The following is a 25,779-nucleotide window of genomic DNA, read 5'->3' on the forward strand; positions in this document are numbered from 1 at the left end:
CAAGAACAGTAGTAGTAACAGGAGTAGAAATGTTTAGAAAGATTCTAGACGAAGCACAAGCAGGAGACAATATAGGAGCACTACTAAGAGGAGTACAAAGAACAGAAATAGAAAGAGGGCAAGTACTAGCAAAACCAGGTAGTATAACACCACATACAAAATTCGAAGCAGAAGTATATGTATTGACAAAAGAAGAAGGTGGAAGACATACACCATTCTTTAATGGATATAGACCACAATTTTACTTTAGAACAACAGACGTAACAGGGAACATAGAACTAGAAGAAGGAACAGAAATGGTAATGCCAGGAGATAACGCTAAATTCTTCATCGAATTAATCACACCAATAGCAATGGAAGAAGGATTAAGATTTGCTATTCGTGAAGGTGGAAGAACTGTAGGAGCAGGAGTTGTTTCAAAGATCATTAAGTAGTTTATAGAAAATATTGAATTAGATATTGAAGGAAGGGGTAACCCTTCTTTTAATATCTAAACTAAAAATATATAAAAAAAATAAAAAAATTTATAAAAAAGCCTTGAGTTTTAGCACAATATACTATAAAATAAAGAAGTGTGTAATTTTTGACATTGCGATGATGCAAAAGGTTGCTGATCTTAAATTCAGGGAATTTTTGCTGAGAATGTCCGGTTAAAAATCGGGCGACTAGAATTGTCATACATGGGATTATAAAAAAAACAATACAACACACCCGGTTAAGTGTATCGGCAATTCTTGTCGCATGTAAAGAAAGCATGCGATAGAAGGAGGGAATTATATGTCAAACAAAGGTAATGAAAAGCAAAAAATAAGAATTAGATTAAAAGCTTATGATCATGAGCTTTTGGATTCTTCAGCTCAAAAGATTGTAGAAACAGCAAAGAGAACAGGAGCAGTAGTTTCTGGTCCAGTACCACTACCAACTGAAAAAGAAGTGGTTACAATTTTAAGAGCAGTTCACAAATATAAGGATTCAAGAGAACAATTCGAACAAAGAACTCACAAACGTCTAATTGATATTACTAACCCAAATCAGAAGACTGTTGATTCTTTAATGAAGCTTAATCTACCAGCTGGCGTTGATATCGAAATAAAATTATAATTTCTTAGTATGATTGCAGTATGCAATCCGCTGTAAGATTGTAGGAGGTGCAAAAATGAAGAGAATTTTGGGTAAAAAAATAGGAATGACTCAAATTTTTGAAGAAGATGGCAGAGTGATTCCAGTTACAGTAGTTGAAGCTGGACCACTAAAGGTTGTTCAGGTGAAAACTATGGAAAAAGATGGATATAGCTCAATTCAAATAGGTTATGCAGATGTAAAAGAAAAGAAGATTAACAAACCATTAAAAGGACATTTTGACAAAGCTCAAGTTGAGTATAAAAAATATTTAAGAGAGTTCAGAGTTGATAATCCTGAAGAATATGAAATAGGTCAAGAAATTAAAGCAGATGTATTTGAAACAGGAGATAGAGTTGATGTTATAGGAATTTCTAAAGGTAAAGGGACACAAGGGCCTATAAAGAGACATGGACATGGAAGAGGACCAGAAACTCACGGTTCTAAGTACCACAGAGCTGTAGGTGCTATGTCAGCAGCATCTTATCCAGGAAGAGTTTTTAAAGGAAAGAAAATGTCTGGACATATGGGAAATGAAAGAGTTACAGTTGAGAATTTAGAGATTGTAAGAGTAGATGCTGAAAAGAATTTATTGTTAATAAGAGGTGCGGTTCCAGGACCAAAAGGCGGACTACTTACAATAAAAGAAAGTGTTAAAGTATCTAAATAATTTGGATAGAAAGGAGGAAGCCGTATGCCAAAAGTTAGCGTGTACAATTTGTTAGGTGAACAAGTTGGTGAAATTGACTTAAAGGATGATATGTTTGGTGCAGAAATAAATGAGCATGCAATGTATGAAGTGGTTAAAAACCATCTTGCAAATAAAAGACAAGGAACACAATCAGCTAAGACTAGAGCTGAAGTGAGAGGTGGGGGAAGAAAACCTTGGAGACAAAAAGGTACTGGTAGAGCAAGACAAGGTAGTATAAGAGCCCCACATTGGACAGGTGGTGGAGTGGTATTTGCTCCAAAGCCAAGAGATTATAGCTATAGTGTACCTAAGAAAGTAAAGAGAGTAGCATTAAAGAGTGCACTTAGTTCAAAAGTATTGGAAAATGAAATAATAGTACTTGATGAATTAAACTTAAATGAACCAAAGACTAAAGAAATGGTAAAGATATTAGAAAATATAAAAGCTGATAAAAAAGCTCTAATTGTTATGGATGAAAAGAATGAAAATATAATTAAATCAGCAAGAAACATTCCTAATGTTGAAACAACATTAGTTAATACATTAAATGTGTATGATATATTGAAATACAATTCATTCATCATAACAAAAGATGCTGTAAGAAAAGTGGAGGAGGTGTATGCATAATGCGTATTCCACACGATATAATCATTAAGCCTGTTATTACTGAAGAAAGTATGGATGCTATGAGTGATGGCAAATATACTTTTGTTGTAGACAAAAGAGCGACTAAAAGTGATATAAAGCATGCAGTTGAAAAGATATTCGATGTAAAGGTAGAAAAAGTAAATACTATGAATATGCTTGGAAAAGAAAAGAGAATGGGAGTCCATGTAGGTAGAAGACCAAGTTGGAAAAAAGCTATCATAACGTTAACTGATGATAGCAAGAGCATTGAGTTCTTCGAAGGTATGGAATAGAAAATATTAGAAGAAGGAGGTAATAGCAATGGGTGTTAAAAAATATAAACCTACTTCACCAGCGATTAGAGAAATGACCGTTTTATCAAACGAAGAAATCACAAAAAAAGATCCTGAAAAATCATTGCTTGTAGATTTAAATAGAACAGGCGGAAGAAATGCTCATGGGAAAATTACTGTTCGTCATAGAGGTGGCGGAGCTAAGAAAAAATATAGAATCATTGATTTCAAGAGAGATAAAGATGGTATTCCAGGAAAAGTTGTAGCTATAGAATATGATCCAAATAGAACATCAAATATAGCGCTTATCAATTATGCTGATGGAGAAAAAAGATATATAATAGCTCCATTGGGATTAAAAGTTGGAGATGTAATAGAATCAGGTGAAGATGCGGATATTAAAGTTGGAAATACATTGCCATTAAGAAATATTCCAGTTGGAACAAATATTCACAATATAGAATTGAAAGCAGGTAAAGGTGCACAACTTGTCAGATCTGCAGGAGCTGAAGCACAATTAATGGGTAAGGAAGGAAATTATGCAACAGTGAGACTTCCTTCGGGAGAATTTAGACTTATAAGACTTGAATGTAAAGCTACTATTGGTCAAGTAGGAAATATAGAACATGAAAACATCACTATAGGTAAAGCTGGTAGAACTAGACATATGGGTATCAGACCTACTGTTAGAGGTAGTGTAATGAATCCAAATGACCATCCACATGGTGGTGGAGAAGGTAAGGCTCCTATTGGTATGCCAAGTCCATTGACACCATGGGGTAAACCAGCACTTGGATATAAGACTAGAAAGAAAAATAAGAAATCAGATCAATATATTGTTAGAAGAAGAACTAGATAGTTCGATGGCAGTATAAAGAGAGGAGGAAAACTCATGGGTAGATCTTTAAAAAAAGGCCCTTTTTGCGATGAGCATTTGCTAAAGAAGGTTGATGAGCTTAATGATAAAAATGAAAAAAAAGTTATAAAGACATGGTCACGTCGTTCAACAATTTTTCCTCAAATGATTGGTCACACTATCGCTGTTCATGACGGAAGAAAACATGTACCTATTTATATAACTGAGGATATGGTTGGTCACAAGCTAGGAGAATTTGTTCCAACTAGAACATTTAGAGGACACGGCGACAAAGCTGAAAAGTCAACGGCGTTAAAATAAGGGTAAAGGAGGGATTTCAAGGTGGAAGCTAGAGCAATAGCAAAGTATGTAAGAATTTCGCCTTTAAAGGTTAATTATATTGCTAAAGAAATCAGAGGCAAAAATGTAGATGAAGCCCTTGCAATATTGAAATTTACGCCTAAGAAGGGTGCAAAAGAACTAGAAAAAGTTTTAAGTTCTGCCATTGCAAATGCAGAAAATAATTTTGATTTAGATAGAGATAATCTTTATGTTAAAGAAGCTTATGCAAATGATGGCCCAACTATGAAAAGATGGAGACCTAGATCTCAAGGGAGAGCTTATCCTATATTAAAAAGAAGTAGTCACATAGGTGTAGTAGTTGAGGAAAGAGAATAGAAAAAGGAGGGATAGTTGATGGGTCAAAAAGTTAACCCACATGGCCAAAGGGTTGGAATCATTAAAGATTGGGACTCAAAATGGTATGCTGATGGTGACAATTTTAGTGATTATTTAATTGAGGACCATAAAATACGTGAATATATAAAACAAAAATTATATATTGCAGGTATTTCTAAAATTGAAATAGAAAGAGCTGCAAATAGGATTAAAATATCAATTTACACTGCTAAACCTGGTATGGTAATAGGTAAGGGTGGATCAGGTGTTGAAGAATTAAGAAAAGAACTTGAAAAATTTACAAAGAAAAATGTAATAGTTAATGTTGAAGAGGTAAAGATTCCTGAATTAGACGCTCAACTTGTAGCAGAAAACATAGCTTCTCAACTTGAAAGAAGAATTTCTTTTAGAAGAGCTATGAAACAAGGGATTCAAAGAACTATGCGCTCAGGAGCAAAGGGAATTAAAACTTCAGTATCTGGTAGACTTGGTGGAGCAGATATGGCTAGAACAGAAGGATACAGTGAAGGAACTATACCACTACAAACGCTTAGAGCTGATATTGATTATGGTTTTGCGGAAGCAAATACGACTTATGGAAAATTAGGAGTTAAGGTGTGGATATATAAAGGCGAGGTTCTTCCTACTAAAAAAGTAGAAAAAGAATCTGATGGGAAAAATATTAAAGCAAATTAGTAGGATAGTAACTGTAGGAAGGAGGAAGGTAAAATGTTAATGCCTAAAAGAGTTAAATACCGTAGAGTTCATAGAGGAAGAATGAAAGGCAAAGCTACTCGCGGTAATAAAATAACTTATGGTGAATACGGATTGCAAGCTCTAGAACCAGCATGGATTACTGCAAATCAGATAGAAGCTGCAAGAAGGGCTATGACAAGATATGTAAAAAGAGGCGGAAATATTTGGATTAAAGTATTTCCAGATAAGCCAGTAACAGAAAAACCTGCTGAAACTCGTATGGGTTCTGGTAAAGGTTCACCAGAATATTGGGTAGCAGTTGTAAAACCAGGAAGAATCCTTTTTGAAATGGGCGGAGTTCCTGAAGATGTTGCAAGAGAAGCTATGAGATTAGCATCGTATAAATTACCTATAAAGACTAAATTTGTCACTCGTGAAGATGCAGAGGAAAAGGGTGGTGAAGCTAATGAAGGCTAATGAAGTTCGCCAATTAACAAACCAAGAACTTGATAGTAGATTGTTAGAATTGAAAAGCGAATTGTTTAATTTAAGATTCCAATTAGCTACAGGTCAGCTTGATAATCCAATGAGAATAAAAGCTGTTCGAAAAGATATAGCTCGTGTAAAGACTATTATGAGACAACGAGAACTAGGGACAGGAAAGGAGGTTTAGTTTCAGATGGAAAGAGGAAATCGTAAAGTAAGAGTAGGCAAAGTAGTTAGTGACAAGATGGATAAGACTATAGTGGTAGCAGTAGAAACATTTGTTACACACCCTTTATATAAAAAACAAATAAAAAGGACCACTAAATTTAAAGCTCATGATGAGAACAATGAATGTAGGGTTGGAGACATTGTTAGAATAATGGAAACTAGACCATTAAGTAAAGATAAAAATTGGAGACTTGTGGACATTATAGAAAAAGCAAAATAATCCCTAGGCGAAGAAAGGAGGTAATCTCATGATACAAAGTGAAACCCGTCTAAAGGTTGCTGATAACTCAGGAGCAAAAGAATTATTGGTAATAAAAGTCTTGGGTGGCTCAAACAGAAGATATGCTAATGTTGGAGATATTGTAGTTTGTTCTGTTAAAAGTGCAACACCTGGGGGTGTTGTTAAAAAAGGAGACGTAGTAAAAGCAGTTATAGTTAGAACTAAACAAGGTGTTAGGAGAAATGATGGCAGCTATATTAAATTTGATGAAAATGCAGCTGTTATTATAAAAGATGACAAACAACCAGTAGGAACTCGTATATTTGGGCCTGTAACAAGGGAACTAAGAAGAGGAAACTATATGAAGATTATATCATTAGCACCTGAAGTACTATAAGGGGAGGTGTAGATTGTGAATATAAAAAGCGGAGATACAGTAGTGGTTATATCTGGTAAGGATAAAGGCAAAAAAGGCAAAGTCCTTACAGCTTTACCTAAAGAAAACAAAGTTATAGTTCAAGGTGTAAATATGTTGACAAAGCATCAAAAAGCTCAAGGACCAATGCAACAAGGTGGCATTATTCATCAAGAAGGTCCTATAGACATTTCAAAAGTTATGTATTATTGCGATAAAGATAAACAAGGTGTAAGAGTTGGATATAAATTCTTAGAAAACGGTGAAAAAGTGAGAATTTGCAAAAAATGTGGAGAAGTATTAGACAAATAATTTACCATTGAAAGGAGGTAACGAAAAATGACTTCCAGACTAAAAGAAAAATATGATAATGAAGTTGTTCAAGCTTTGATGGAAAAATTCCAATATAGTAGCGTAATGGAAGTACCAAAACTAGAAAAAGTTGTACTAAATATGGGAATTGGTGAAGCTAGAGAAAATCCAAAAGCACTAGAAAGTGCGGTTGAAGAATTGACTATTATCTCAGGTCAAAGACCTATAGTTACTAAAGCTAAAAAATCAATAGCAAACTTTAAAGTTCGTGAAGGAATGCCTGTTGGTGCAAAAGTAACACTAAGAGGAGAAAGAATGTATGATTTTTTAGATAAATTGATGAATATATCACTTCCAAGAGTTAGAGACTTTAGAGGTGTAAGTGCTACATCTTTTGATGGAAGAGGAAACTATGCACTTGGTATAAAAGAGCAACTTATATTCCCAGAGATTGAATATGACAAAGTAGAAGCGATAAGAGGACTTGATATAATAATAGTGACTACTGCAAAGACTGATGAAGAAGCTAAAGAATTCTTATCACTTATGGGAATGCCCTTTAAAAAGTAAAGAAGGAGGGAGAAAATTTGGCTAAGAAATCGATGATAGCTAAGCAACAGAGAAAACCAAAATATAGTTCTAGACAATATAATAGATGTAAAATTTGTGGAAGACCTCACGGATATTTAAGAAAATATGGCATTTGCCGTATTTGTTTTAGAGAATTGGCCTATAAAGGACAAATTCCAGGAGTTAAAAAAGCTAGCTGGTAGTACATGATTGTTGAAAGGAGGTAGCTAAATATGATGACTGACCCAATTGCAGATATGCTAACAAGAATAAGGAATGGGAACAATGCAAAACATGAAACGGTAGATGTTCCTGCTTCAAATATGAAGAAACAAGTAGCTCAGATCCTATTAGATGAAGGGTTTATAAAGAGCTTTGACCTTATAGATGATGGCAAGCAAGGTATTATAAGAATTCAATTGAAATATGGACAAAACAATGAAAAAGTTATAAGTGGTATAAAGAGAATATCAAAACCAGGATTGAGGGTTTATGTTAAAAGCGATGAAATACCAAGAGTTTTAGGGGGACTTGGAATAGCAATTCTTTCAACTTCCAAGGGAGTTATGACAGATAAAGAAGCTAGAAAAGAAGGAATAGGCGGAGAAGTTCTTTGCTACGTTTGGTAATTTACATTGTGTAATCTAAAGGAACAGGAGGTGCACTCATGTCAAGGATAGGATTAAAGCCAATAACTATTCCAGCAGGAGTAGAAGTTAAAATTAATGATAAAAATTTCATGGAAGTTAAGGGTTCTAAAGGAACTCTTACTGAGCAATTAAGTCCTGAAATGGATATAAAAATAGAAGATAATGTTATTACGGTAAATCGTCCAACAGAAAACAAAAAACACAAATCATTGCATGGTTTAACTAGAACTTTAATTGCAAATATGATTCAAGGGGTACAAAACGGATATTCTAAAGTATTAGTAATAGAAGGAACTGGATATCGTGCACAAAAGCAAGGTAAAAAGTTGGTATTAAACCTTGGTTTTTCTCATCCAGTAGAAATGGAAGATCCAGAAGGAATTGAAGTTGAAGTACCACAACCTAATAGAATTATAGTAAAGGGAATTGAAAAACAAAAAGTAGGAAATTATGCAGCAGTAATCAGATCATTAAGAGAACCAGAACCATACAAAGGTAAAGGAATTAGATATGAAAACGAACATGTAAGACGCAAAGTTGGTAAGACTGGTAAGTAGGAGGGAGTGATAAGAAGTGCTTAAACAGATAAATAGAGAAGAAAAAAGACAAAATAGGCATCAAAAAGTAAGACAAAAGATTAATGGTACTCCTGAAAGACCAAGACTTAATGTGTATAGAAGTTCAAATCACATATATGCGCAAGTAATAGATGACACAAAAGGTCATACAATAGTATCAGCTTCTACTTTAGACAAGGAATTGCAAGGCAAATTCGAAAGTACATCAAATAAAGAAGCTGCAAAAGCAGTAGGAGAACTAGTAGCAAAAAGAGCTGTTGAAAAAGGTATAGAAGAAGTTGTTTTTGATAGGGGCGGCTATATTTATCATGGAAGAGTAAAAGAGCTTGCTGAAGCAGCAAGAGAGGCTGGACTCAAATTTTAGAAAAGGAGGGGAATAAATGCAACGTTCATTTATAGATCCAAATGAGTTAGATTTAAAAGAGAGAGTTGTAAGTATAAATCGTGTAACTAAAGTTGTTAAAGGCGGTAGAAACTTTAGATTTAGTGCACTTGTAGTTGTTGGTGATGAAAATGGTCATGTAGGAGTTGGAATGGCAAAAGCTCTTGAAGTACCAGAAGCTATAAGAAAAGCTATTGATGATGCAAAGAAGCATATCATAGAAGTTCCCCTTGTAGGAACTACTATTCCACATGAAATAATTGGAGAATTTGGTGCTGGAAGAGTTCTTATGAAACCATCTAAAGAAGGTACCGGAGTTATTGCAGGTGGACCAGTTCGTGCCGTATGTGAATTGGCAGGAATTAGGGATATAAGAACCAAATCATTAGGTTCGAATAACCCTAGAAACGTTATAAATGCAACTATGGAAGCATTAAATGGACTTAAGAGAGCAGAAGATGTAGCTAAACTAAGAGGAAAATCAGTAGAAGAAATAATTGGTTAGGGGGGAGTAAATATGGCTAAAATAAAAATAAAGCTTGTCAAGAGCCCAATTGGTAAAATTGAAAAGCATAGAAGAACTATAGAAGCTCTTGGACTAAGGAAGATTGGTCAAGTTGTAGAAAAAGAAGATACTCCTCAAATAAGAGGTATGATTGAAAAAGTAAATTACATGGTTGAAGTGATAGAATAATTAGCTATGAGAAAAGAGGAGGTGTACCTATGAAACTACAAGATTTAAGACCTAATGAAGGTGGAGGAAGTAAATCACCAAAGAGATTAGGAAGAGGTACTGGTTCGGGTCAAGGCAAAACTGCAGGAAGAGGTCAAACAGGACAAAATTCTCGTTCAGGTGGTGGAGTTAGACCAGGCTTTGAAGGTGGCCAAATGCCTCTATATAGAAGAATGCCTAAGAGAGGTTTCACAAATATATTTGCGAAAGAATTTTCAACTATAAATATAAGAGATTTAAATAGATTTGATGACAATACAGTTGTTACACCAGAGTTGTTGTTAAGTGAAGGATTAATAAAGAAAGTAAATGATGGGGTTAAAATATTGGGTGATGGAGAAATTGAGAAGAAACTTACAGTAAGAGCTCACAAATTTACCAAGGCTGCTGCTGAAAAGATAGAGGCTGCAGGGGGAAAGGTAGAGGTGATTTAGATGCTTTCGACACTACGAAATGCATGGAAAGTTCCTGATATAAGGAAGAGAATGATATTTACAATACTTATGCTATTAGTATTTAGACTAGGGTCTAGTATTCCTGTACCTGGAATGAATAAAGCAATTGTAAAAGAAATATTTGAAATGTCTCAAGGTGGAGTACTAGAGTTCTTAGACTTGATGGCAGGTGGAACATTCAGTAACTTTAGTATATTTGCTTTGAACATATATCCTTATGTAACATCATCTATTATTATTCAATTGCTAACTATTGCTGTTCCTCGTCTTGAAGAAATGGCTAAAGAAGGGGAAGAAGGAAGAAAAAAGATAGCAAAGATGACTCGTTATGGTACAATAATATTGGCTTTAGTTCAAGCAATAGGTATAACTATTGGATTTTTCAACAGAGCCCTTATTTCAAAAGGGTTTTTACCTGTAGCAATAGTTGTTATCACTCTAACAGCAGGCACTGCATTTTTAATGTGGTTGGGAGAACAAATTACTGATAAAGGAATTGGAAATGGTATTTCATTGATAATATTTGTTGGTATAATATCAAGAATACCTCATGAAATAGCAAAAACTGTATCTTTATATAAAGCAGGAACAGTTCATTTAATTGGGCTTATATTATTCGTTGTATTTGCTCTAATTATCATTGCAGTAGTAGTGGCATTACAAGAGGGAGAAAGACGAATTCCAGTTCAATATGCAAAAAGAGTTGTTGGAAGAAAAATGTATGGCGGACAAAGTACACATATTCCAGTTAAGGTATCAATGGCAGGAGTAATACCTGTAATATTTTCAACATCTCTATTGGCATTTCCACAGACTATAGCATTATTTGCTAAAGGGCAACCATCTCAATGGATAACTAAATATTTAACTCCTGCAGGTACAGTGGGTGTTTGGATATATTCTATATTAAATATCCTATTGATAATATTTTTCACTTATTTTTATACAGCAATTCAATTTAACACAGTGGAATATGCAAAAAATTTGCAACAGTATGGAGGATTTATACCAGGAATTAGACCTGGAAAACCAACTGCTGATTATTTAAATAAAGTTATTTCTAGAATAACATTTGTTGGTGCTATTTCATTAGCAATAATAGCATCACTACCAATAATTATTTCATCAATATTTAAACTAAATGTAAACTTTGGTGGAACAGCACTAATTATAGTTGTTGGTGTTGCACTTGAAACTGTAAAACAAATAGAAGCTCAATTGGTAATGAGACATTATAAAGGCTTCTTATAAAATTAGGAGATGATATTCTTGAGGCTAGTATTATTGGGCCCTCCTGGAGCAGGTAAGGGCACTCAAGCATCAGCTATAACGAAGAAGTACAATATCCCACATATATCTACAGGAGATATATTTAGATTAAATATCAAGGAAGGTACTGATCTTGGTAAGAAAGCTAAAGAATATATGGATAAAGGTCTTCTAGTGCCAGATGATATAGTAGTCTCTATTGTAAAGGATAGACTTACTAAAGATGACTGTAAAGATGGATTCTTATTAGATGGATTTCCAAGGACAGTTAATCAAGCTGATGCATTAGACATTGAACTTGAAAAAATGGGATTTAAATTAGATAAGGTTATAAATATAGATGTAGAAAAAGATGAACTAATAAATCGTGCCATAGGAAGAAGAATCTGTAAAAAATGTGGTGCGACTTATCATGTAGAGTTCAACCCTCCAAAACAAAGTGGAAAATGTGATGTATGTGGTGAAGGACTTTACCAAAGAGATGATGATACGGAAGAAACTGTTTCTAGACGTATTGAAGTATATTTAAAAGAAACTAAACCTCTAATAGATTATTATACTAAAAAGGGTATAATATTGAATATTGATGGGAAACAAAGCATTGAAAAAGTATACGAAGATATTGTCAAATCATTAGAATGATAAGGCTGAGAAAGGCTAAAAGCCTTTCTCCAATACTAGATAGCTCAATAATTAAAACACCGATAAAGAGGTGAAGTGAATGGATTCAACTAGCGACATAACCGTTGGTCAGGTGGTTAAGTCAAGAGCTGGTCGAGATAAAGGAAATATATTTTTAGTTTTGGATATAATTGATGATAAACATATCTATATAGTAGATGGAGATGTTAGGAAATTAGATAATCCCAAAAAGAAAAAAATTACTCATGTAATAGTCTATAACACAGTTTTTCCAGAACTAAAAGAAAAACTGGAAAATGGAGCCAAAATAAATAATGCTTATATAAGGAAATTGCTAGAACCTTTTAAAATAGAGTTATAAATTTTGGTTTGAACGGGAGGTTCGATAACTGGATGTCTAAAAAAGATGTTATAGAAGTTGAGGGTACCGTAGTTGATGCGTTGCCAAATGCTATATTTAAAGTAAAACTAGAAAATGGGCATGAAATACTTGCACATATATCTGGTAAACTAAGGATGAATTATATAAAAATACTTCCAGGTGATAAAGTGACTGTTGAGTTATCACCTTATGATTTGACAAGAGGCAGGATTACATGGAGAAACAAGTAGTATAGGAGGGATTAGAATGAAAGTAAGGCCATCAGTTAAGAAGATGTGTGAAAAGTGTAAGATCATAAGAAGAAATGGCAAAGTAATGGTTATTTGTGAAAATCCTAAGCATAAACAAAGACAAGGTTAATTTATTAATTGTATAGATATTTTAACGCGGCTGCTTTTTATAAATTTATATGAGTTTAATATTTAGGAGGTGTAAAGATTAATGGCTAGAATTGCCGGTGTTGACTTACCAAGAGATAAAAGAGTGGAAATTGGTTTAACTTATATATACGGTATAGGCAGATCAAGATCAAATGAAATACTCAAAAAAGCAAATATCAATCCAGATACAAAAGTAAAAGATTTAACTGAATCAGAAATTGCTGCATTAAGAGAAATTGTTGATAACTATCATGTTGAAGGTGATTTAAGAAGAGAAACAGCAATGAATATCAAGAGACTTAAAGAAATCAATTGCTATAGAGGAATGAGACATAAAAAAGGCCTACCAGTAAGAGGACAAAGAACAAAAACTAATGCAAGAACAAGAAAAGGCCCTAAGAAGTTAGCAGGAAAGAAAAAATAGGAAGTTGAGAAGGAGGGATTTATAAGTGGCAGCAAAAAAAGGTGTAAAAACTCGTGTTAAGAGAAGAGAACGTAAAAATATTGAAAGAGGTCAAGCTCATATTCAATCAACTTTTAATAATACAATAGTTACATTGACTGATGCTCAAGGCAATGTGCTTTCTTGGGCTAGTGCTGGGCAGTTGGGATTTAGAGGTTCAAGAAAATCTACTCCTTTTGCAGCACAATCAGCAGCAGAAGAAGCTGCAAAAAAGGCAATGGAACATGGTCTTAAAACTGTTGAGGTATATGTAAAAGGACCTGGTGCAGGGAGAGAAGCTGCAATCAGATCACTTCAAGCAGCAGGATTGGAAGTAAGTCTAATAAAGGACGTTACCCCAATACCACACAATGGTTGTAGACCACCAAAACGTAGAAGAGTTTAATCAATAGGAGGTGTATATAGGAAATGGCAAGATATACTGGACCAGATTGTAGATTATGTCGTAGAGAAGGACAAAAGTTATATTTAAAGGGAGATAAATGTTTTACAGATAAATGTCCAGTTTCAAAGAGAAACTATGCTCCAGGGCAACATGGACAATCAAGAAAGAAACTTACTGAATATGGATTACAGTTAAGAGAAAAGCAAAAAGTTCGTAGATATTATGGTATTCAAGAATCACAAATGCTTAAATACTTTAATATGGCTGATAAAATGAAGGGTATCACAGGTGAAAATCTTCTAAAGATATTAGAATCAAGACTAGATAATGTAGTTTATAGAATGGGATTTGCTGCTTCAAGGGATGAAGCAAGACAACTTGTTACTCATGGCCACTTTATAGTAAATGGTAAGAAAGTTGATATACCTTCAATGCTTATAAAAGTTGGAGATGAAATCGAAGTAAAAGCTAAAAGCAAAAACAGTCCTAGATTTAAAGAATTAGTTGAAAATCATAGAGGAACAACAGTTAAGTGGGTTGATGTTAATCCAGAAGATTTAAAGGGTAAAGTTGTAGCTGAACCATCAAGAGAAGATATTGATTTACCAATAGAAGAACACTTAATAGTTGAGTTATATTCTAAATAATAGTTTATTATATAGAATCAGTTGCCCTCAAAGTATAAAAATATATTTAATTATAAGGAGGGTTATGGTTAATGCTTGAGATTGAGAAACCTAAAATTGAGATAGTTGAAATGAATAAAGAAGAGACTTATGGGAAATTTGTGTTGGAGCCTCTAGAGAGAGGTTATGGAACCACATTGGGCAACTCTCTTAGAAGGGTACTACTTTCTTCGTTGCCTGGAGCTGCTGTATCTTCTATTAAGGTACAAGGCGTTCTTCATGAATTTAATACTATTGAAGGTGTATTTGAAGATGTACCTGAAATAATTTTAAACATAAAGAATATAGCAGCTAAGATGTATTCAGATGAACCGGTAATGCTTAAAATAGAAGTGGAAGGGCCTTGTGAAGTTACAGCGGGAGATATCATCACTGGTCCTGATGTAGAAATAATAAACAAAGATCTTCATATTGCTACTGTAAATAGTGATGGGAAACTTTATATGGAACTAGAAATGGTAAGAGGGAGAGGGTATGTAGTATCTGAGAGAAATAAAAAAGAAGGTCAATCTATAGGAGTTATTCCTGTAGACTCCATATTCACTCCTGTGCAAAAGGTTAATTTTGCAGTAGAAAATACAAGGGTAGGACAAATAACAGATTATGATAAATTGATACTTGAAGTTTGGACAAATGGAACTATGAAACCAGATGAAGCAACATCTCTTGGCGCCAAAATATTGACTGAACATCTAAACTTGTTTATAGGACTTACTGAACATGTAAATGACGTCGAAATAATGGTTGAAAAAGAAGAAGATAAAAAAGAGAAGGTATTAGAGATGACTGTTGAAGAATTAGACCTATCTGTAAGAAGCTATAACTGTTTGAAGAGAGCAGGTATAAACACAGTAGAAGAGCTTACTCAAAAGACTGAAGAAGACATGATGAAGGTTAGAAATCTAGGCAAGAAGTCCCTTGAAGAAGTTCAGAAAAAATTGGATGAACTAGGATTAAGTCTTAAGAAAAACGATGAGTAACAAGGAATGAAGGAGGGATAATACATGGCTCAATTAAGAAAACTTGGTCGCCCTACTGATCATAGAAAAGCAATGTTAAGAAATCAAGTAACTAACTTATTTGAATATGGTAGGATTGAAACTACTTATACTAGAGCAAAAGAAACTCAGAGAATGGCTGATAAGATGATTACTCTTGCAAAGAGAGGCGATTTGCACGCAAGAAGACAAGTATTGGCTTATATATATGATGAAGATGTAGTGAAAAAGTTATTTGACGAAATTGCACCAAACTACTCCGAAAGAAACGGTGGATATACTAGAGTATTAAAAATGGGTCCACGTAGAGGAGACGGTGCGGAAATGGCAATAATAGAATTGGTTTAGAAGGTGGGGGATTAAGTTTTATACTTAGTCCCTTTTAACTTATTTAAAAATTATTAATACAATTGATTCTTAAATACCCTTATGTTATCATTAATTAGTGGAAATATATTAAAAATGAGGGGTAATTATGTCAGATACAATGATAAAATTAGAGAACGTGACGTATGAATATAAATCAAATGAAGAAGAATTTATGGCCCTTAAGGGTATCAATTTAGAGATAAAAAAGGGAGAATTTTTAGTAGTACTTGGTCATAATGGTTCTGGCAAATCTACATTAGCTAAACTTATAAATGCACTTTTATTGCCAACAAATGGAAAGGTTTATGTAAATGGTATGGATACTACTGATGAAGAAAAAATCTGGGATATAAGACATACTGCAGGAATGGTATTTCAAAATCCAGATAATCAAATTGTTGCTACTATTGTAGAAGAAGACGTGGCTTTTGGTCCAGAAAATCAGGGAGTTGAACCAAAAGAAATAAGAGAAAGAATAGATAAGGCTCTCGAAATTGTTGAAATGACCAGGTATAAAAAACATGCCCCTCACTTACTTTCCGGAGGACAAAAACAACGTATAGCAATAGCTGGAGTACTTGCTATGAATCCAGAGTGCATAATATTAGATGAACCCACTGCTATGCTTGATCCAACTGGAAGAAGTGAAGTGATGGAAACAGTTAGAAAATTAAATAAGGAACAAAAGAAAACTATAGTGCATATAACTCACTATATGGAAGAAGCTGTTGAAGCAGATAGAATAATAGTTATGGAAGAAGGGCAAATTGTCATGGAAGGAACTCCAAGACAAGTTTTTAGTCAAGTTGATAAGATGAAAGAATTAGGTCTTGATGTACCTCAAGTGACAGAACTTGCTCATGAACTAAGAAAAGAAGGAATAGATGTCCCAGAGGATATCTTGACTGTGGAAGAACTGGTGAGGGCTTTATGATGATAAAAATTAAAAATTTAAACTTTATATATAATCCAAATAGTCCCTTTGAAACCAAAGCTTTAAACAATGTGAATTTGGAAATAAATGAAGGTGATTTTATTGGACTTTTAGGGCATACTGGTTCTGGAAAATCTACTCTTATACAGCATTTAAATGGACTTATAAAGCCTACAAGTGGAAGTATAATAGTTGATGGCGTGGATATAACTGAAAAAGGTGCTGATTTGAAATCCATACGACAGAAAGTAGGACTGGTATTTCAGTATCCTGAATATCAGCTTTTTGAAGAGACTGTCTATAAAGATATTGCATTTGGACCTAAGAATTTAGGATTAGATGATAGTGAAATAGATTCTAGAGTGAGAAGAGCTATGGAGCTTGTGGGACTAGATTTTGAAAGTTTAAAAGATAGATCACCCTTTGAATTGAGTGGAGGTCAAAAAAGAAGAGTAGCTATTGCAGGAGTACTTGCTATGGAACCTAAAGTTCTTATACTAGATGAACCTACAGCAGGTCTTGATCCTAGAGGAAGAGATGAAATATTAGGTGAAATAAAAAGTTTATACAATAAAGGAAATATAACCATTATATTAGTTTCTCATAGCATGGAAGATGTAGCCAGATTGGTAAATAAAATTGTGGTTATGCATAAAGGAGAAGTAGCTATGGAAGGAACTCCAAGAGAAATTTTCAGAAGAGCAGAAGAATTAGAGTCTATGGGCCTTGGAATTCCACAAGTGACCTATTTTATGAGGAAATACAAAGAAAGTGGGAACGATGTATCAAGTGATGTTCTTACTATTGATGAGGCCAAAGAAGAATTATTAAGATACTTAAGGAGAAATGGCAATGATTAAGGATATAACTATAGGACAATATTTTCCGGGAGAAACAGTTATTCACAAGTTGGATCCAAGGGTCAAAATACTAGTATCTTTTGCATTCATAATATCTCTATTTTTCATAAATAAGTTTTATCCCTATATATTAATCCTAGCATATATATTAACAGTGACAAAATTGTCCAGGGTGCCAATTAAATATGTTTTAAAAGGTTTAAAACCTTTAACTTTTATAATACTTATTACCTTTTTTATAAATTTATTTATGACAAAGGGTGTAGTATTATTTGAAATTGGTCCATTGGTTATTACAGAAGAAGGATTATATCAATCAGTATTTATGGCCTTGAGACTAATATTTCTTATAATGGGTACATCACTACTTACTTTGACTACATCACCTATTTCGCTGACAGATGGTATAGAAAAAATCCTTTCACCTTTAAAAGCAATAGGATTACCAGCCCATGAATTAGCTATGATGATGACTATAGCTCTTAGATTCATTCCAACTCTATTGGAAGAAACAGATAAAATCATGAAAGCTCAAATGGCAAGAGGTGCTGACTTTGAAAGTGGGAATATAATGAGTAGAGCAAAAAATTTAGTGCCGCTTTTGGTACCATTATTTATAAATGCTTTTAGACGAGCAGATGAACTAGCTATGGCTATGGAAGCAAGATGCTATAGAGGTGGAGAACATAGAACTAGACTCAATGAGATAAAAATGGAAAGGAAAGATTATATAGCTATCATAATCATGACTATATTTTTTGGCGTATTGATACTTACTAGGTACATTTAAGAGGGATTTAGATGAAAAATATAAAATTGACTATTGAATATGATGGAACTAATTATTTTGGCTGGCAAGTTCAACCAGAAGTGTCCAGTGTTCAAGGAGAAATAAAGAAAGCTATAAAAATATTAACTAATGAAGATATTGATCTAACAGGTGCAGGAAGAACGGATAGAAAAGTTCATGCAAGAGGACAAGTGGCGAATTTTATGACTAATTCTAGTATTCCTGCAGAAAAATTTTCTTATGCTATAAATAAATATTTGCCACAAGACATATCTATTGTTAAATCAGAAGAAGTAGATATAAATTTTCATTCTAGATATGATGCTATAGGAAAAGAATATAGATATTTAATATATAATACTCATATTAGAAGCTCTTTATTGAGAAACTATACATATCATGTTCCATATAATTTAGATTTTAAAAAAATGGATATAGCTAAAGATTTTTTTCTGGGGACTCATGATTTCAGTGCTTTTATGTCTACAGGAAGTAGCATAGAGAATACTGTGAGAACAATTTATGCTGTATCTTTATGTCAAAAGAATAATATAATATGCTTTGAAGTACAAGGGAATGGTTTTTTATATAATATGGTGCGAATCATGGTGGGGACTTTAATTGATGTCGGGAGTGGAAAAATAAGACCAGAAAGTATTCCAATTATATTAGAATCTAAAGATAGAAAAAAAGCAGGACACACCGCTAAACCTCAAGGGTTGTACTTAGAAAAAGTTTATTATTGAAATGAAATATACTTCTTGACACACCTGGTTCATTGTATTACAATATATAAGAGTGTTTGAATGAAAAATCCACTAGCCCCGGATTTTAGCATATAAACTACTTTACAACTCTGTAGTAAGGAGGGAAATAGATGAAAAGCTACATGGCAAAACCAAATGAAGTTGAAAGAAAATGGTATGTAATAGATGCAGAAGGAAAAGTTCTAGGTAGACTTGCAAGTGAAGTTGCAAAGATCTTAAGCGGAAAAAACAAACCTATTTATACTCCTCATGTGGATACTGGCGATTTCGTTATAATTATAAATGCAGATAAAGTTGTTTTGACTGGAAAGAAATTAGAACAAAAGAGCTATAAATATCATACTGGACATCCAGGAGGACTTAAAGAAGTATCTTATGAGAGAATGATGAAAGAAAAACCTGAAAAGGCAATTGAATTGGCAGTGAAAGGTATGCTTCCAAAGAATAGTTTAGGCAGAAGTATGTACAAAAAATTGAAAGTATATAGTGGACCTGAACACAATCATGAAGCTCAAAAACCAGTTGTTTATGAGTTCTAGTTTTTGAGGAAAGGAGGACTGTAAGTGGCAAACGTACAATATCTTGGAACAGGTAGAAGAAAAAAAGCTGTTGCTAGAGTTAGATTAATTCCTGGCTCTGGAAACATAATTATAAATAAAAGAGATATAGATGAATATTTTGAATATGATACACTAAAAGTTATCGTAAGAGAACCATTGACATTAACTGAAACATTAGATAAATATGATGTAGTAGTAAATGTTCATGGTGGTGGATATACTGGTCAAGCAGGAGCAATTAGACATGGTATATCAAGAGCATTGCTTGAAGCTGATGGAGAATTAAGACCAGTGCTTAAAAAAGCTGGATACTTAACTAGAGACCCAAGAATGAAAGAAAGAAAGAAATATGGTCTTAAAAAAGCAAGAAGAGCACCACAATTCTCAAAGAGATAGAAATACAAAAACACTGGATTTTCCAGTGTTTTTTTGTAATATGGACAAAAACCTCTTTAATATATTATTTTATACAAATGTATTAGGGAGGTTTTTTCATGAAGGTTATATATGTTAGAAAAAGGTATTTATATTTAATTGTTGTTGTTCTTATTCTTATTATTTTTCTGGCTGTTTTCCATAAAGAAAAAGTTGCTACAACTTATTTACCTATAAATAGCAAGGTTATAGGAATAGATCCTGGTCATGGCGGGACAGATCCAGGGGCTGTGGGAAGAAATGGTACAAGTGAAAATGAAATCAATTTGTCTATCGCACTAAAACTAAAAAGGTTTATTGAGCAGAGTGGCGGTATAGTAGTTATAACTAGAGATGATCTTAATGGCTTGTATACAGAAGATTTAGATCCGTCAAAAACTAAAAAAATTGAGGACTTAAAGAAAAGAAGAGAAATAATAGATGAGGGAGATTGCGATATATTTTTAACAATTCATTTAAATAGTTTTCCCCAATCTAAATATTATGGAGCACAAACTTTTTATAAAGATGGATGTGAAAAGAGTAAAAAGTTAGCAGAAATTGTACAAGAGGAATTGAAAAATGTATTGGATCAAAATAATAAAAGGATGCCACAAAAAAGAGACGATGTATATTTACTTAGAGAAGTTAAAAGTCCTTCAATATTGATAGAATGTGGATTTTTATCAAATCCAGGTGAAGAAAAATTGTTAGCAGAAGAGAAATATCAAGAGAAAATAGCTTGGGCCGTATATATAGGAATAATAAGATATTTTAATGAAATAGAATTAGAAAATTCATATTGATGTGGATAAAGCTTGTGGATATATAAAAATACTGTGGATAATAAAATATTATGTAAATTACTTTTTTTTTAATATTATAAAATAGCAAAAGAATAGTTTACATAAGTTATCCACTATATAATGTGGATAATGTGGATAATGTGGATATAATTAAAAAAATAATTTAACAATTAAAAGTTAATTCTAGCTTGATAAAAAAATAACATAATTGTATACTTATTTTAGAAGACAATATAAGGAGGGGGTCAGATGATAGTTTTAAATGTTTGCATTGGCAGTGCCTGCCATCTGAAAGGATCATACAATGTGATCAATAAGTTTCAAGATATTATCAAGGATAAGGGATTAGAAGATGAAGTAGTTGTAAAAGCAGCATTTTGTTTAGGTGAATGTACAAAGGCAGTATCAGTAAAAATTGATGATGAAGAAACTATTTATTCAGTTAATGAAAAAACTGCAGAAGAATTTTTTAACCGCCATGTACTAGGGAGGTTGTAAATGTGGAGCTATTAAATTTTAACAAGGCGAACTGTAAGCATTGCTATAAATGTTTAAGGGTTTGTCCAGTTAAGGCTATAAAATTTAAGAATGACCAAGCAAGTATTGTTGAAGAAAGATGTATTGCTTGTGGTCATTGCTTTATAGCTTGTCCACAAAATGCAAGGAAAGTTGCAAGTGATTTAAATAGCATAAAATCTGCTATAGAAGATGGTAAAAAAGTGATTGCATCAGTAGCTCCATCCTATATTGGCGCTTTTCCCATGGAAAGGGGAGAACAGTTAGTTACAGCCTTAAAAAAACTAGGGTTTGTATATGTAGAAGAAACAGCTATAGGAGCTGATATAGTATCTTCACTATATGAGGAAGAATTGAGTAAAGGAACGAGAAAAAACATAATAACTACTGCTTGTCCTTCAGTGAACCTTTTAATTGAAAAATATTTTCCTTCTCTTACTAACTATATGCTGCCAATAGTTTCACCAATGTTAGCCCATGGGAAAATGATGAAAGAAACTTATGGATTAGATAGTTTTGTAGTATTTATTGGACCTTGCATAGCTAAAAAAGTAGAGGCCAATGAGGTACAACATGATGATATTGTTGATGCTGTTCTTACTTTTGAGGAATTAGAAATGTGGCTTAAAGATGAGAATATAAATTTATCTAAAGAAAAATTTACTCCATTTGATGATAGATCTACTGAAAGAGGTAGGGGCTATCCTATTGATGGCGGAGTATTGAAGAGTTTTGTTAAGGATAAAGACAATATAAAATATGATATCATAAATGTAGATGGTGTAGAAGAATGTATAGATTTTTTAGAAACACTATCTAGTGAAAATATAGAAGGCGTTTGTGTGGAAATGAATGCATGTCGTGGTGGATGCGTCAATGGACCAGGTATGCCTAAAAATGATTTAAGTAGATATAGAAGAGAAAAAAATGTTAAACAATATATAAAGTCAAGAGATAGAAGTTTTACTTATGAAAAGATAAAAGTACCACGAAACATTGATTTTGACAAAGTTTTTATGGATAAATCTTTTTATAGGCCAGAAATTACAGAAGAAGATATATTGACAGTACTTAGATCTATAGATAAATACAATGAAGCAGATGAATTAAACTGTAGTGCTTGTGGATATGCAACATGTAGAGAAAAAGCCCGAGCAGTTTTAGAAGGTATGGCAGAAACAAGTATGTGTCTTCCTTATATGAAGGGGAGGGCTGAAAGACTTTCAAACCATATATTTGAAAATAGTCCTAATGCTATATTTGTTATAGATGGAAATTTAAATATTGTTGAGTTTAATCCAGTTTGCGAAAAAGTATTTAATGTAAAAGCCAAAGATGTTATAGGTAGCCCAATTTCTATAGTTATTGATGATAATATCTTTGAAAAAGTAAAAGAAACTAGAGAAGATATTATACTACAAAAAGTATTTTATAAGAAACAAGGAATAGTATTGATTCAAAATATCATCCATATTGAGAATGAGGATGCTATGCTTGTCATTATGACAGATATAACATCAGCTGAAAAAGATAGAGAAGAACTTGATAGAATAAAGAAAAACACATTGGATGCTGCTCAAGATGTTATAGAAAAACAAATGCGAGTAGCACAAGAAATTGCAGGACTTCTTGGAGAAACTACTGCAGAAACTAAGGTAGTTCTTACAAAATTAAAAGAGCTAGTCCTCAAAGATGGTGATATTAAATGACATATTTTATAGATATTGCCCATAATAGCTTAAATAAAGATGGCGAGGAACTTTGTGGAGATAAGGTAGAGGTAATAAGAAGAGATAAATCTGCTATAGTAGTCATGGCAGATGGACTTGGAAGTGGTGTAAAAGCCAATATACTTTCTACTTTGACATCTAAAATAGCAATTACTATGCTTAAAGAGGGAGCAAGTATTTATGAAACTGTTGATACAATTATAAATACTCTTCCCGTATGTAAAGTTAGAAAACTTGCTTATTCTACTTTTACTATAGCTGAAATACAGGAAAATGGAGAAGCTTATTTAGCTGAATATGACAATCCTCCTGTATATTTGCTTAGAGAAGGAAGACTGGTGCCTTTAGAGAGAAGAGAAACAGTCATAAATGGTACTATAGTTAAAGAAAGCAATTTTCAATTAGAAAAAGGAGATTTACTTGTAATAATAAGTGACGGCGTAGTTCACGCTGGAGTAGGAGGAGTGTTAAATTTGGGTTGGCAGTGGAACAACGTAGGTGAATACTTAAATAGAGCTGCTATGAATCAAAAAAGTGCAAGAAAAGTATCTAGAAATTTGATAGATACCTGTCAGTATTTATATATGGACAAACCAGGAGATGATACAACAGTGGTGGCAATTAAGATAAGAGATAAAGAAGTAATAGATTTATTCACTGGACCTCCAAAAGATCCACTAAAAGATAAGGAAGCTGTTGAAAAATTCATGTCAGGTTCAGGCAAGAAGATTGTCTGTGGTGGCACTGCTGCTAAAATAGTTGCCAGGGAACTAGGGAAAAAAGTTATCCCAAATATGGATTTCATAGATCCAGAGGTGCCTCCAACAGCAGAAATAGATGGAATTGATTTAGTAACTGAAGGAGTACTAACTCTTAGCAAGACCATAGAAAAAATGAATAGATATATTGATTCACCCTATAAAGACAATTTGTTTGAGAGCTTTGACAAAGAAGATGGGGCTTCAAGATTGGCAAGATTGTTGATTGAAGACTGTACTCATCTGAATTTGTGGGTTGGAAAGGCTGTAAATCCAGCACATCAGAATCCTGACTTTCCTATAGATTTAAGTATCAAGTTAAAAGTAGTAAATGAACTTATTAAAACCATGGAAAAACTAGGGACAAAGGTCAGTCTCACTTATATATAGAAAAGGAGTGGAGAAATGGAAAGAGTAAGAAAATTTGAAAGTGATGTTCAATTGATCAAATATGAAGTATTGAGAGAAGTAGCAAAATTAGCAATGGAAGGTACACTTGAAGAAAAAAAAGATGATATTCAATATGTAATAGATCCAGGACCAGAACCACGTACTAGATGTTGCATTTATAAAGAAAGGGAAATAACAAAAGAAAGAGTTAAATTGGCTATGGGTGGGGATAAGGATATAAAAGGCATTGTAGAAGTATTAGAAGTTGCATGTGATAAGTGTCCTCTAAATAGGTTTTTTGTGACAGAAGCTTGTAGAGGATGCTTAGCTCATAGATGTTCTGAGGCTTGCCCAAGAGGGGCTATTCATCATATAAATGGCAGAGCTTATATAGATCAAGAGAAATGTATTGAATGTGGAAGATGTAAAGAGGCTTGTCCTTACAATGCTATAGCAGATGTTATGAGACCTTGTAGAAGAGCTTGTCCTGCAGGAGCTATTTCTTTTGATGATTCTAAAAAAGCAGTTATCAATTATGAAAAATGTATACAATGTGGTGCTTGTATTATTCAATGTCCTTTTGGAGCAATAATGGATAAGTCTTTTATAGTAGATGTAATTGAACTTCTAAAAGAAACTAAAAAAAATGATGATATTCATGTTTATGCTGCTATAGCACCAGCTATATCTAGTCAATTTACCTATGCAAAGATAGAGCAAGTAGTTTGCGGAATTAAGAAATTAGGTTTCCATGACGTAGTTGAAGTGGCATTAGGTGCAGATATGGTAGGACTTCATGAAGCCAAAGAATTTGCTGAAACTGTAGAGGAAAAGGGAATAGTTACCACATCGTGTTGTCCAGCATTTGTTTCTTATATAAAGAAAAATTATCCTGAATTGGAGGATAAAATTTCAAATACAGTTTCACCTATGATTGCTATATCAAGACTCATAAAACATATTGATCCTAAGGCTAAAATAGTTTTCATAGGGCCTTGCGTAGCTAAAAAAGGTGAAATAATGGAAGAAGAATTAAAAGGTGATACAGATTATGTATTAACTTTTGAAGAATTAGCTGCTATGCTTGATGCTGCAGAAATTGATTTGGAAAATTGTAATGACGGAGAATTAAACAATGCTTCATACTATGGAAGAATATTTGCGAGAAGTGGTGGAGTGACAGAAGCAGTAGCACATACAATTGAATCAAAGGGCATAGATACTGACTTTAGGCCAGTTAAATGTGATGGTATAAAAGAATGTGACAAGGCACTTAAGATGGCCAAAGTAAATAGATTGAATGGAAACTTTATTGAAGGAATGGCTTGTGTTGGAGGATGTATTGCAGGACCTGCAAGCTTACATCATGGGCCAAAAGATAAAAATGAAGTAGATAAATACGGAAAACTTGCTATTGAAGAAGATATAAATAGTTCTTTAAGAATATTTGAAGTTCAAGATATAAATTTAGATAGAAAATAATTATTTATATATATCTTTTAATTTATAGTTAAATTTGACATTTTAGTGTATAATAAAGCCAAGATGCCGAACTGCCATTTTCTAAATTATAGGTTTGACAGTTCGGGTCTTTAGGTTTTTTTATCTATCTAGCAATTTTTATAAAACACCTTTAATTCTAATTGGTTATAAAAAACCCTTTAAGGGTAAAAATATAAATAATATATAGG

General features: G+C 33.2%; 43 protein-coding genes. All 43 read left to right on the forward strand.

The window, feature by feature from the left end; genetic code table 11:
• Nucleotides 1-434, forward strand: a 434-nt coding sequence (locus tag BUA21_RS13135; protein WP_327198062.1) for an EF-Tu C-terminal domain-related protein, incomplete at its 5' end; no start/stop codon positions are given.
• Nucleotides 435-777: 343 nt separating this feature from the next.
• The gene (gene rpsJ, locus BUA21_RS13140; RefSeq protein WP_072745298.1) at nucleotides 778-1,101 is read left to right on the forward strand and encodes a 30S ribosomal protein S10; all 324 of its coding nucleotides are present in this window, start codon (nucleotides 778-780) and stop codon (nucleotides 1,099-1,101) included.
• A 55-nt stretch (nucleotides 1,102-1,156) separates the two neighbouring features.
• A complete protein-coding gene (rplC, locus tag BUA21_RS13145) occupies nucleotides 1,157-1,789 on the forward strand; it encodes a 50S ribosomal protein L3 (RefSeq protein ID WP_072745299.1) in 633 nt (210 codons plus the stop codon).
• Nucleotides 1,790-1,813: 24 nt separating this feature from the next.
• Nucleotides 1,814-2,437, forward strand: coding sequence for a 50S ribosomal protein L4 (gene rplD, locus BUA21_RS13150; RefSeq protein ID WP_072745300.1), 624 nt, complete (start codon nucleotides 1,814-1,816; stop codon nucleotides 2,435-2,437).
• Nucleotides 2,437-2,730: a 50S ribosomal protein L23 gene (gene rplW, locus BUA21_RS13155; protein WP_072745301.1), complete on the forward strand. Its 294-nt coding sequence runs from the start codon at nucleotides 2,437-2,439 to the stop codon at nucleotides 2,728-2,730. The genes rplD and rplW overlap by 1 nt, the downstream gene beginning before the upstream one ends.
• 28 nt (nucleotides 2,731-2,758) lie before the next feature.
• Entirely contained in the window at nucleotides 2,759-3,589 is an 831-nt protein-coding gene (gene rplB, locus BUA21_RS13160) for a 50S ribosomal protein L2 (RefSeq protein WP_072745302.1), read from the forward strand.
• Nucleotides 3,590-3,622: 33 nt separating this feature from the next.
• A complete protein-coding gene (rpsS, locus tag BUA21_RS13165) occupies nucleotides 3,623-3,907 on the forward strand; it encodes a 30S ribosomal protein S19 (protein WP_072745303.1) in 285 nt (94 codons plus the stop codon).
• 21 nt (nucleotides 3,908-3,928) lie between these two features.
• Nucleotides 3,929-4,264 (forward strand): 50S ribosomal protein L22, encoded by a 336-nt coding sequence (gene rplV / locus BUA21_RS13170; RefSeq protein WP_072745304.1) that lies wholly within the window; start codon nucleotides 3,929-3,931, stop codon nucleotides 4,262-4,264.
• An 18-nt stretch (nucleotides 4,265-4,282) separates the two neighbouring features.
• On the forward strand, nucleotides 4,283-4,960 hold the full coding sequence (rpsC, locus tag BUA21_RS13175; RefSeq protein ID WP_072745305.1) for a 30S ribosomal protein S3: 678 nt from the start codon (nucleotides 4,283-4,285) through the stop codon (nucleotides 4,958-4,960).
• A 33-nt stretch (nucleotides 4,961-4,993) separates the two neighbouring features.
• Complete coding sequence (gene rplP, locus BUA21_RS13180) at nucleotides 4,994-5,437, forward strand: 50S ribosomal protein L16 (RefSeq protein ID WP_072745306.1); 444 nt, start codon at nucleotides 4,994-4,996, stop codon at nucleotides 5,435-5,437.
• Nucleotides 5,427-5,633, forward strand: a complete 207-nt coding sequence (rpmC, locus tag BUA21_RS13185; protein WP_072745307.1) for a 50S ribosomal protein L29 — start codon at nucleotides 5,427-5,429, stop codon at nucleotides 5,631-5,633. The genes rplP and rpmC overlap by 11 nt, the downstream gene beginning before the upstream one ends.
• A gap of 6 nt (nucleotides 5,634-5,639) precedes the next feature.
• A complete protein-coding gene (rpsQ, locus tag BUA21_RS13190; protein WP_072745308.1) occupies nucleotides 5,640-5,894 on the forward strand; it encodes a 30S ribosomal protein S17 in 255 nt (84 codons plus the stop codon).
• Between the two features lie 28 nt (nucleotides 5,895-5,922).
• Entirely contained in the window at nucleotides 5,923-6,291 is a 369-nt protein-coding gene (rplN, locus tag BUA21_RS13195; RefSeq protein ID WP_072745309.1) for a 50S ribosomal protein L14, read from the forward strand.
• Between the two features lie 15 nt (nucleotides 6,292-6,306).
• On the forward strand, nucleotides 6,307-6,621 hold the full coding sequence (rplX, locus tag BUA21_RS13200) for a 50S ribosomal protein L24 (RefSeq protein ID WP_072745310.1): 315 nt from the start codon (nucleotides 6,307-6,309) through the stop codon (nucleotides 6,619-6,621).
• Nucleotides 6,622-6,648: 27 nt separating this feature from the next.
• Nucleotides 6,649-7,191: a 50S ribosomal protein L5 gene (gene rplE / locus BUA21_RS13205; protein ID WP_072745311.1), complete on the forward strand. Its 543-nt coding sequence runs from the start codon at nucleotides 6,649-6,651 to the stop codon at nucleotides 7,189-7,191.
• A 17-nt stretch (nucleotides 7,192-7,208) separates the two neighbouring features.
• Entirely contained in the window at nucleotides 7,209-7,394 is a 186-nt protein-coding gene (locus BUA21_RS13210; RefSeq protein ID WP_072745312.1) for a type Z 30S ribosomal protein S14, read from the forward strand.
• Between the two features lie 30 nt (nucleotides 7,395-7,424).
• Nucleotides 7,425-7,820 carry a 30S ribosomal protein S8 gene (rpsH, locus tag BUA21_RS13215; RefSeq protein ID WP_072745313.1) on the forward strand — a complete coding sequence of 132 codons (396 nt, stop codon included), beginning with the start codon at nucleotides 7,425-7,427 and terminating at the stop codon, nucleotides 7,818-7,820.
• A 38-nt stretch (nucleotides 7,821-7,858) separates the two neighbouring features.
• Entirely contained in the window at nucleotides 7,859-8,398 is a 540-nt protein-coding gene (gene rplF, locus BUA21_RS13220) for a 50S ribosomal protein L6 (protein WP_072745314.1), read from the forward strand.
• Nucleotides 8,399-8,414: 16 nt separating this feature from the next.
• The gene (gene rplR, locus BUA21_RS13225; RefSeq protein WP_072745315.1) at nucleotides 8,415-8,783 is read left to right on the forward strand and encodes a 50S ribosomal protein L18; all 369 of its coding nucleotides are present in this window, start codon (nucleotides 8,415-8,417) and stop codon (nucleotides 8,781-8,783) included.
• Between the two features lie 16 nt (nucleotides 8,784-8,799).
• A complete protein-coding gene (gene rpsE, locus BUA21_RS13230) occupies nucleotides 8,800-9,306 on the forward strand; it encodes a 30S ribosomal protein S5 (RefSeq protein ID WP_072745316.1) in 507 nt (168 codons plus the stop codon).
• Nucleotides 9,307-9,318: 12 nt separating this feature from the next.
• On the forward strand, nucleotides 9,319-9,495 hold the full coding sequence (rpmD, locus tag BUA21_RS13235; protein WP_072745317.1) for a 50S ribosomal protein L30: 177 nt from the start codon (nucleotides 9,319-9,321) through the stop codon (nucleotides 9,493-9,495).
• Between the two features lie 29 nt (nucleotides 9,496-9,524).
• Nucleotides 9,525-9,968 (forward strand): 50S ribosomal protein L15, encoded by a 444-nt coding sequence (gene rplO, locus BUA21_RS13240; RefSeq protein ID WP_072745318.1) that lies wholly within the window; start codon nucleotides 9,525-9,527, stop codon nucleotides 9,966-9,968.
• Nucleotides 9,969-11,240, forward strand: coding sequence for a preprotein translocase subunit SecY (gene secY / locus BUA21_RS13245; RefSeq protein ID WP_072745319.1), 1,272 nt, complete (start codon nucleotides 9,969-9,971; stop codon nucleotides 11,238-11,240).
• A gap of 18 nt (nucleotides 11,241-11,258) precedes the next feature.
• Nucleotides 11,259-11,900 carry an adenylate kinase gene (locus BUA21_RS13250; RefSeq protein WP_072745320.1) on the forward strand — a complete coding sequence of 214 codons (642 nt, stop codon included), beginning with the start codon at nucleotides 11,259-11,261 and terminating at the stop codon, nucleotides 11,898-11,900.
• Nucleotides 11,901-11,979: 79 nt separating this feature from the next.
• A complete protein-coding gene (locus BUA21_RS13255; protein ID WP_072745321.1) occupies nucleotides 11,980-12,261 on the forward strand; it encodes a KOW domain-containing RNA-binding protein in 282 nt (93 codons plus the stop codon).
• A 32-nt stretch (nucleotides 12,262-12,293) separates the two neighbouring features.
• Complete coding sequence (gene infA / locus BUA21_RS13260) at nucleotides 12,294-12,512, forward strand: translation initiation factor IF-1 (RefSeq protein ID WP_072745322.1); 219 nt, start codon at nucleotides 12,294-12,296, stop codon at nucleotides 12,510-12,512.
• Nucleotides 12,513-12,528: 16 nt separating this feature from the next.
• Nucleotides 12,529-12,642 carry a 50S ribosomal protein L36 gene (gene rpmJ / locus BUA21_RS13265; RefSeq protein ID WP_072745323.1) on the forward strand — a complete coding sequence of 38 codons (114 nt, stop codon included), beginning with the start codon at nucleotides 12,529-12,531 and terminating at the stop codon, nucleotides 12,640-12,642.
• An 81-nt stretch (nucleotides 12,643-12,723) separates the two neighbouring features.
• Nucleotides 12,724-13,086 carry a 30S ribosomal protein S13 gene (gene rpsM, locus BUA21_RS13270; protein ID WP_072745324.1) on the forward strand — a complete coding sequence of 121 codons (363 nt, stop codon included), beginning with the start codon at nucleotides 12,724-12,726 and terminating at the stop codon, nucleotides 13,084-13,086.
• A gap of 25 nt (nucleotides 13,087-13,111) precedes the next feature.
• Nucleotides 13,112-13,510 carry a 30S ribosomal protein S11 gene (rpsK, locus tag BUA21_RS13275; RefSeq protein ID WP_072745325.1) on the forward strand — a complete coding sequence of 133 codons (399 nt, stop codon included), beginning with the start codon at nucleotides 13,112-13,114 and terminating at the stop codon, nucleotides 13,508-13,510.
• 23 nt (nucleotides 13,511-13,533) lie between these two features.
• Entirely contained in the window at nucleotides 13,534-14,157 is a 624-nt protein-coding gene (rpsD, locus tag BUA21_RS13280) for a 30S ribosomal protein S4 (protein ID WP_072745326.1), read from the forward strand.
• Between the two features lie 71 nt (nucleotides 14,158-14,228).
• Nucleotides 14,229-15,176, forward strand: coding sequence for a DNA-directed RNA polymerase subunit alpha (locus tag BUA21_RS13285; RefSeq protein WP_072745327.1), 948 nt, complete (start codon nucleotides 14,229-14,231; stop codon nucleotides 15,174-15,176).
• Between the two features lie 24 nt (nucleotides 15,177-15,200).
• A complete protein-coding gene (rplQ, locus tag BUA21_RS13290) occupies nucleotides 15,201-15,542 on the forward strand; it encodes a 50S ribosomal protein L17 (RefSeq protein ID WP_072745328.1) in 342 nt (113 codons plus the stop codon).
• 127 nt (nucleotides 15,543-15,669) lie between these two features.
• Nucleotides 15,670-16,497 carry an energy-coupling factor transporter ATPase gene (locus BUA21_RS13295; protein WP_072745329.1) on the forward strand — a complete coding sequence of 276 codons (828 nt, stop codon included), beginning with the start codon at nucleotides 15,670-15,672 and terminating at the stop codon, nucleotides 16,495-16,497.
• Entirely contained in the window at nucleotides 16,494-17,357 is an 864-nt protein-coding gene (locus BUA21_RS13300; protein WP_072745330.1) for an energy-coupling factor transporter ATPase, read from the forward strand. The genes BUA21_RS13295 and BUA21_RS13300 overlap by 4 nt, the downstream gene beginning before the upstream one ends.
• Nucleotides 17,350-18,147: an energy-coupling factor transporter transmembrane component T family protein gene (locus BUA21_RS13305; protein WP_132996326.1), complete on the forward strand. Its 798-nt coding sequence runs from the start codon at nucleotides 17,350-17,352 to the stop codon at nucleotides 18,145-18,147. The genes BUA21_RS13300 and BUA21_RS13305 overlap by 8 nt, the downstream gene beginning before the upstream one ends.
• A gap of 11 nt (nucleotides 18,148-18,158) precedes the next feature.
• Complete coding sequence (truA, locus tag BUA21_RS13310; RefSeq protein ID WP_072745331.1) at nucleotides 18,159-18,893, forward strand: tRNA pseudouridine(38-40) synthase TruA; 735 nt, start codon at nucleotides 18,159-18,161, stop codon at nucleotides 18,891-18,893.
• Nucleotides 18,894-19,024: 131 nt separating this feature from the next.
• Nucleotides 19,025-19,453, forward strand: coding sequence for a 50S ribosomal protein L13 (gene rplM, locus BUA21_RS13315; RefSeq protein ID WP_072745332.1), 429 nt, complete (start codon nucleotides 19,025-19,027; stop codon nucleotides 19,451-19,453).
• 24 nt (nucleotides 19,454-19,477) lie between these two features.
• On the forward strand, nucleotides 19,478-19,870 hold the full coding sequence (rpsI, locus tag BUA21_RS13320) for a 30S ribosomal protein S9 (RefSeq protein ID WP_072745333.1): 393 nt from the start codon (nucleotides 19,478-19,480) through the stop codon (nucleotides 19,868-19,870).
• Between the two features lie 98 nt (nucleotides 19,871-19,968).
• Nucleotides 19,969-20,694 carry an N-acetylmuramoyl-L-alanine amidase CwlD gene (cwlD, locus tag BUA21_RS13325; RefSeq protein WP_072745334.1) on the forward strand — a complete coding sequence of 242 codons (726 nt, stop codon included), beginning with the start codon at nucleotides 19,969-19,971 and terminating at the stop codon, nucleotides 20,692-20,694.
• A 249-nt stretch (nucleotides 20,695-20,943) separates the two neighbouring features.
• Nucleotides 20,944-21,192: a (2Fe-2S) ferredoxin domain-containing protein gene (locus tag BUA21_RS13330; protein WP_072745335.1), complete on the forward strand. Its 249-nt coding sequence runs from the start codon at nucleotides 20,944-20,946 to the stop codon at nucleotides 21,190-21,192.
• A gap of 2 nt (nucleotides 21,193-21,194) precedes the next feature.
• On the forward strand, nucleotides 21,195-22,919 hold the full coding sequence (locus BUA21_RS13335; RefSeq protein WP_072745336.1) for a [Fe-Fe] hydrogenase large subunit C-terminal domain-containing protein: 1,725 nt from the start codon (nucleotides 21,195-21,197) through the stop codon (nucleotides 22,917-22,919).
• Complete coding sequence (locus tag BUA21_RS13340; RefSeq protein WP_072745337.1) at nucleotides 22,916-24,088, forward strand: SpoIIE family protein phosphatase; 1,173 nt, start codon at nucleotides 22,916-22,918, stop codon at nucleotides 24,086-24,088. Before BUA21_RS13335 ends, BUA21_RS13340 begins: the two co-directional genes overlap by 4 nt.
• A 15-nt stretch (nucleotides 24,089-24,103) precedes the next feature.
• The gene (locus BUA21_RS13345) at nucleotides 24,104-25,570 is read left to right on the forward strand and encodes a 4Fe-4S dicluster domain-containing protein (protein ID WP_072745338.1); all 1,467 of its coding nucleotides are present in this window, start codon (nucleotides 24,104-24,106) and stop codon (nucleotides 25,568-25,570) included.
• The last annotated feature ends 209 nt before the right edge of the window (nucleotides 25,571-25,779 follow it).

The organism is Sporanaerobacter acetigenes DSM 13106 (assembly GCF_900130025.1).
Taxonomy (GTDB): Bacteria; Bacillota; Clostridia; order Tissierellales; family Sporanaerobacteraceae; genus Sporanaerobacter; species Sporanaerobacter acetigenes.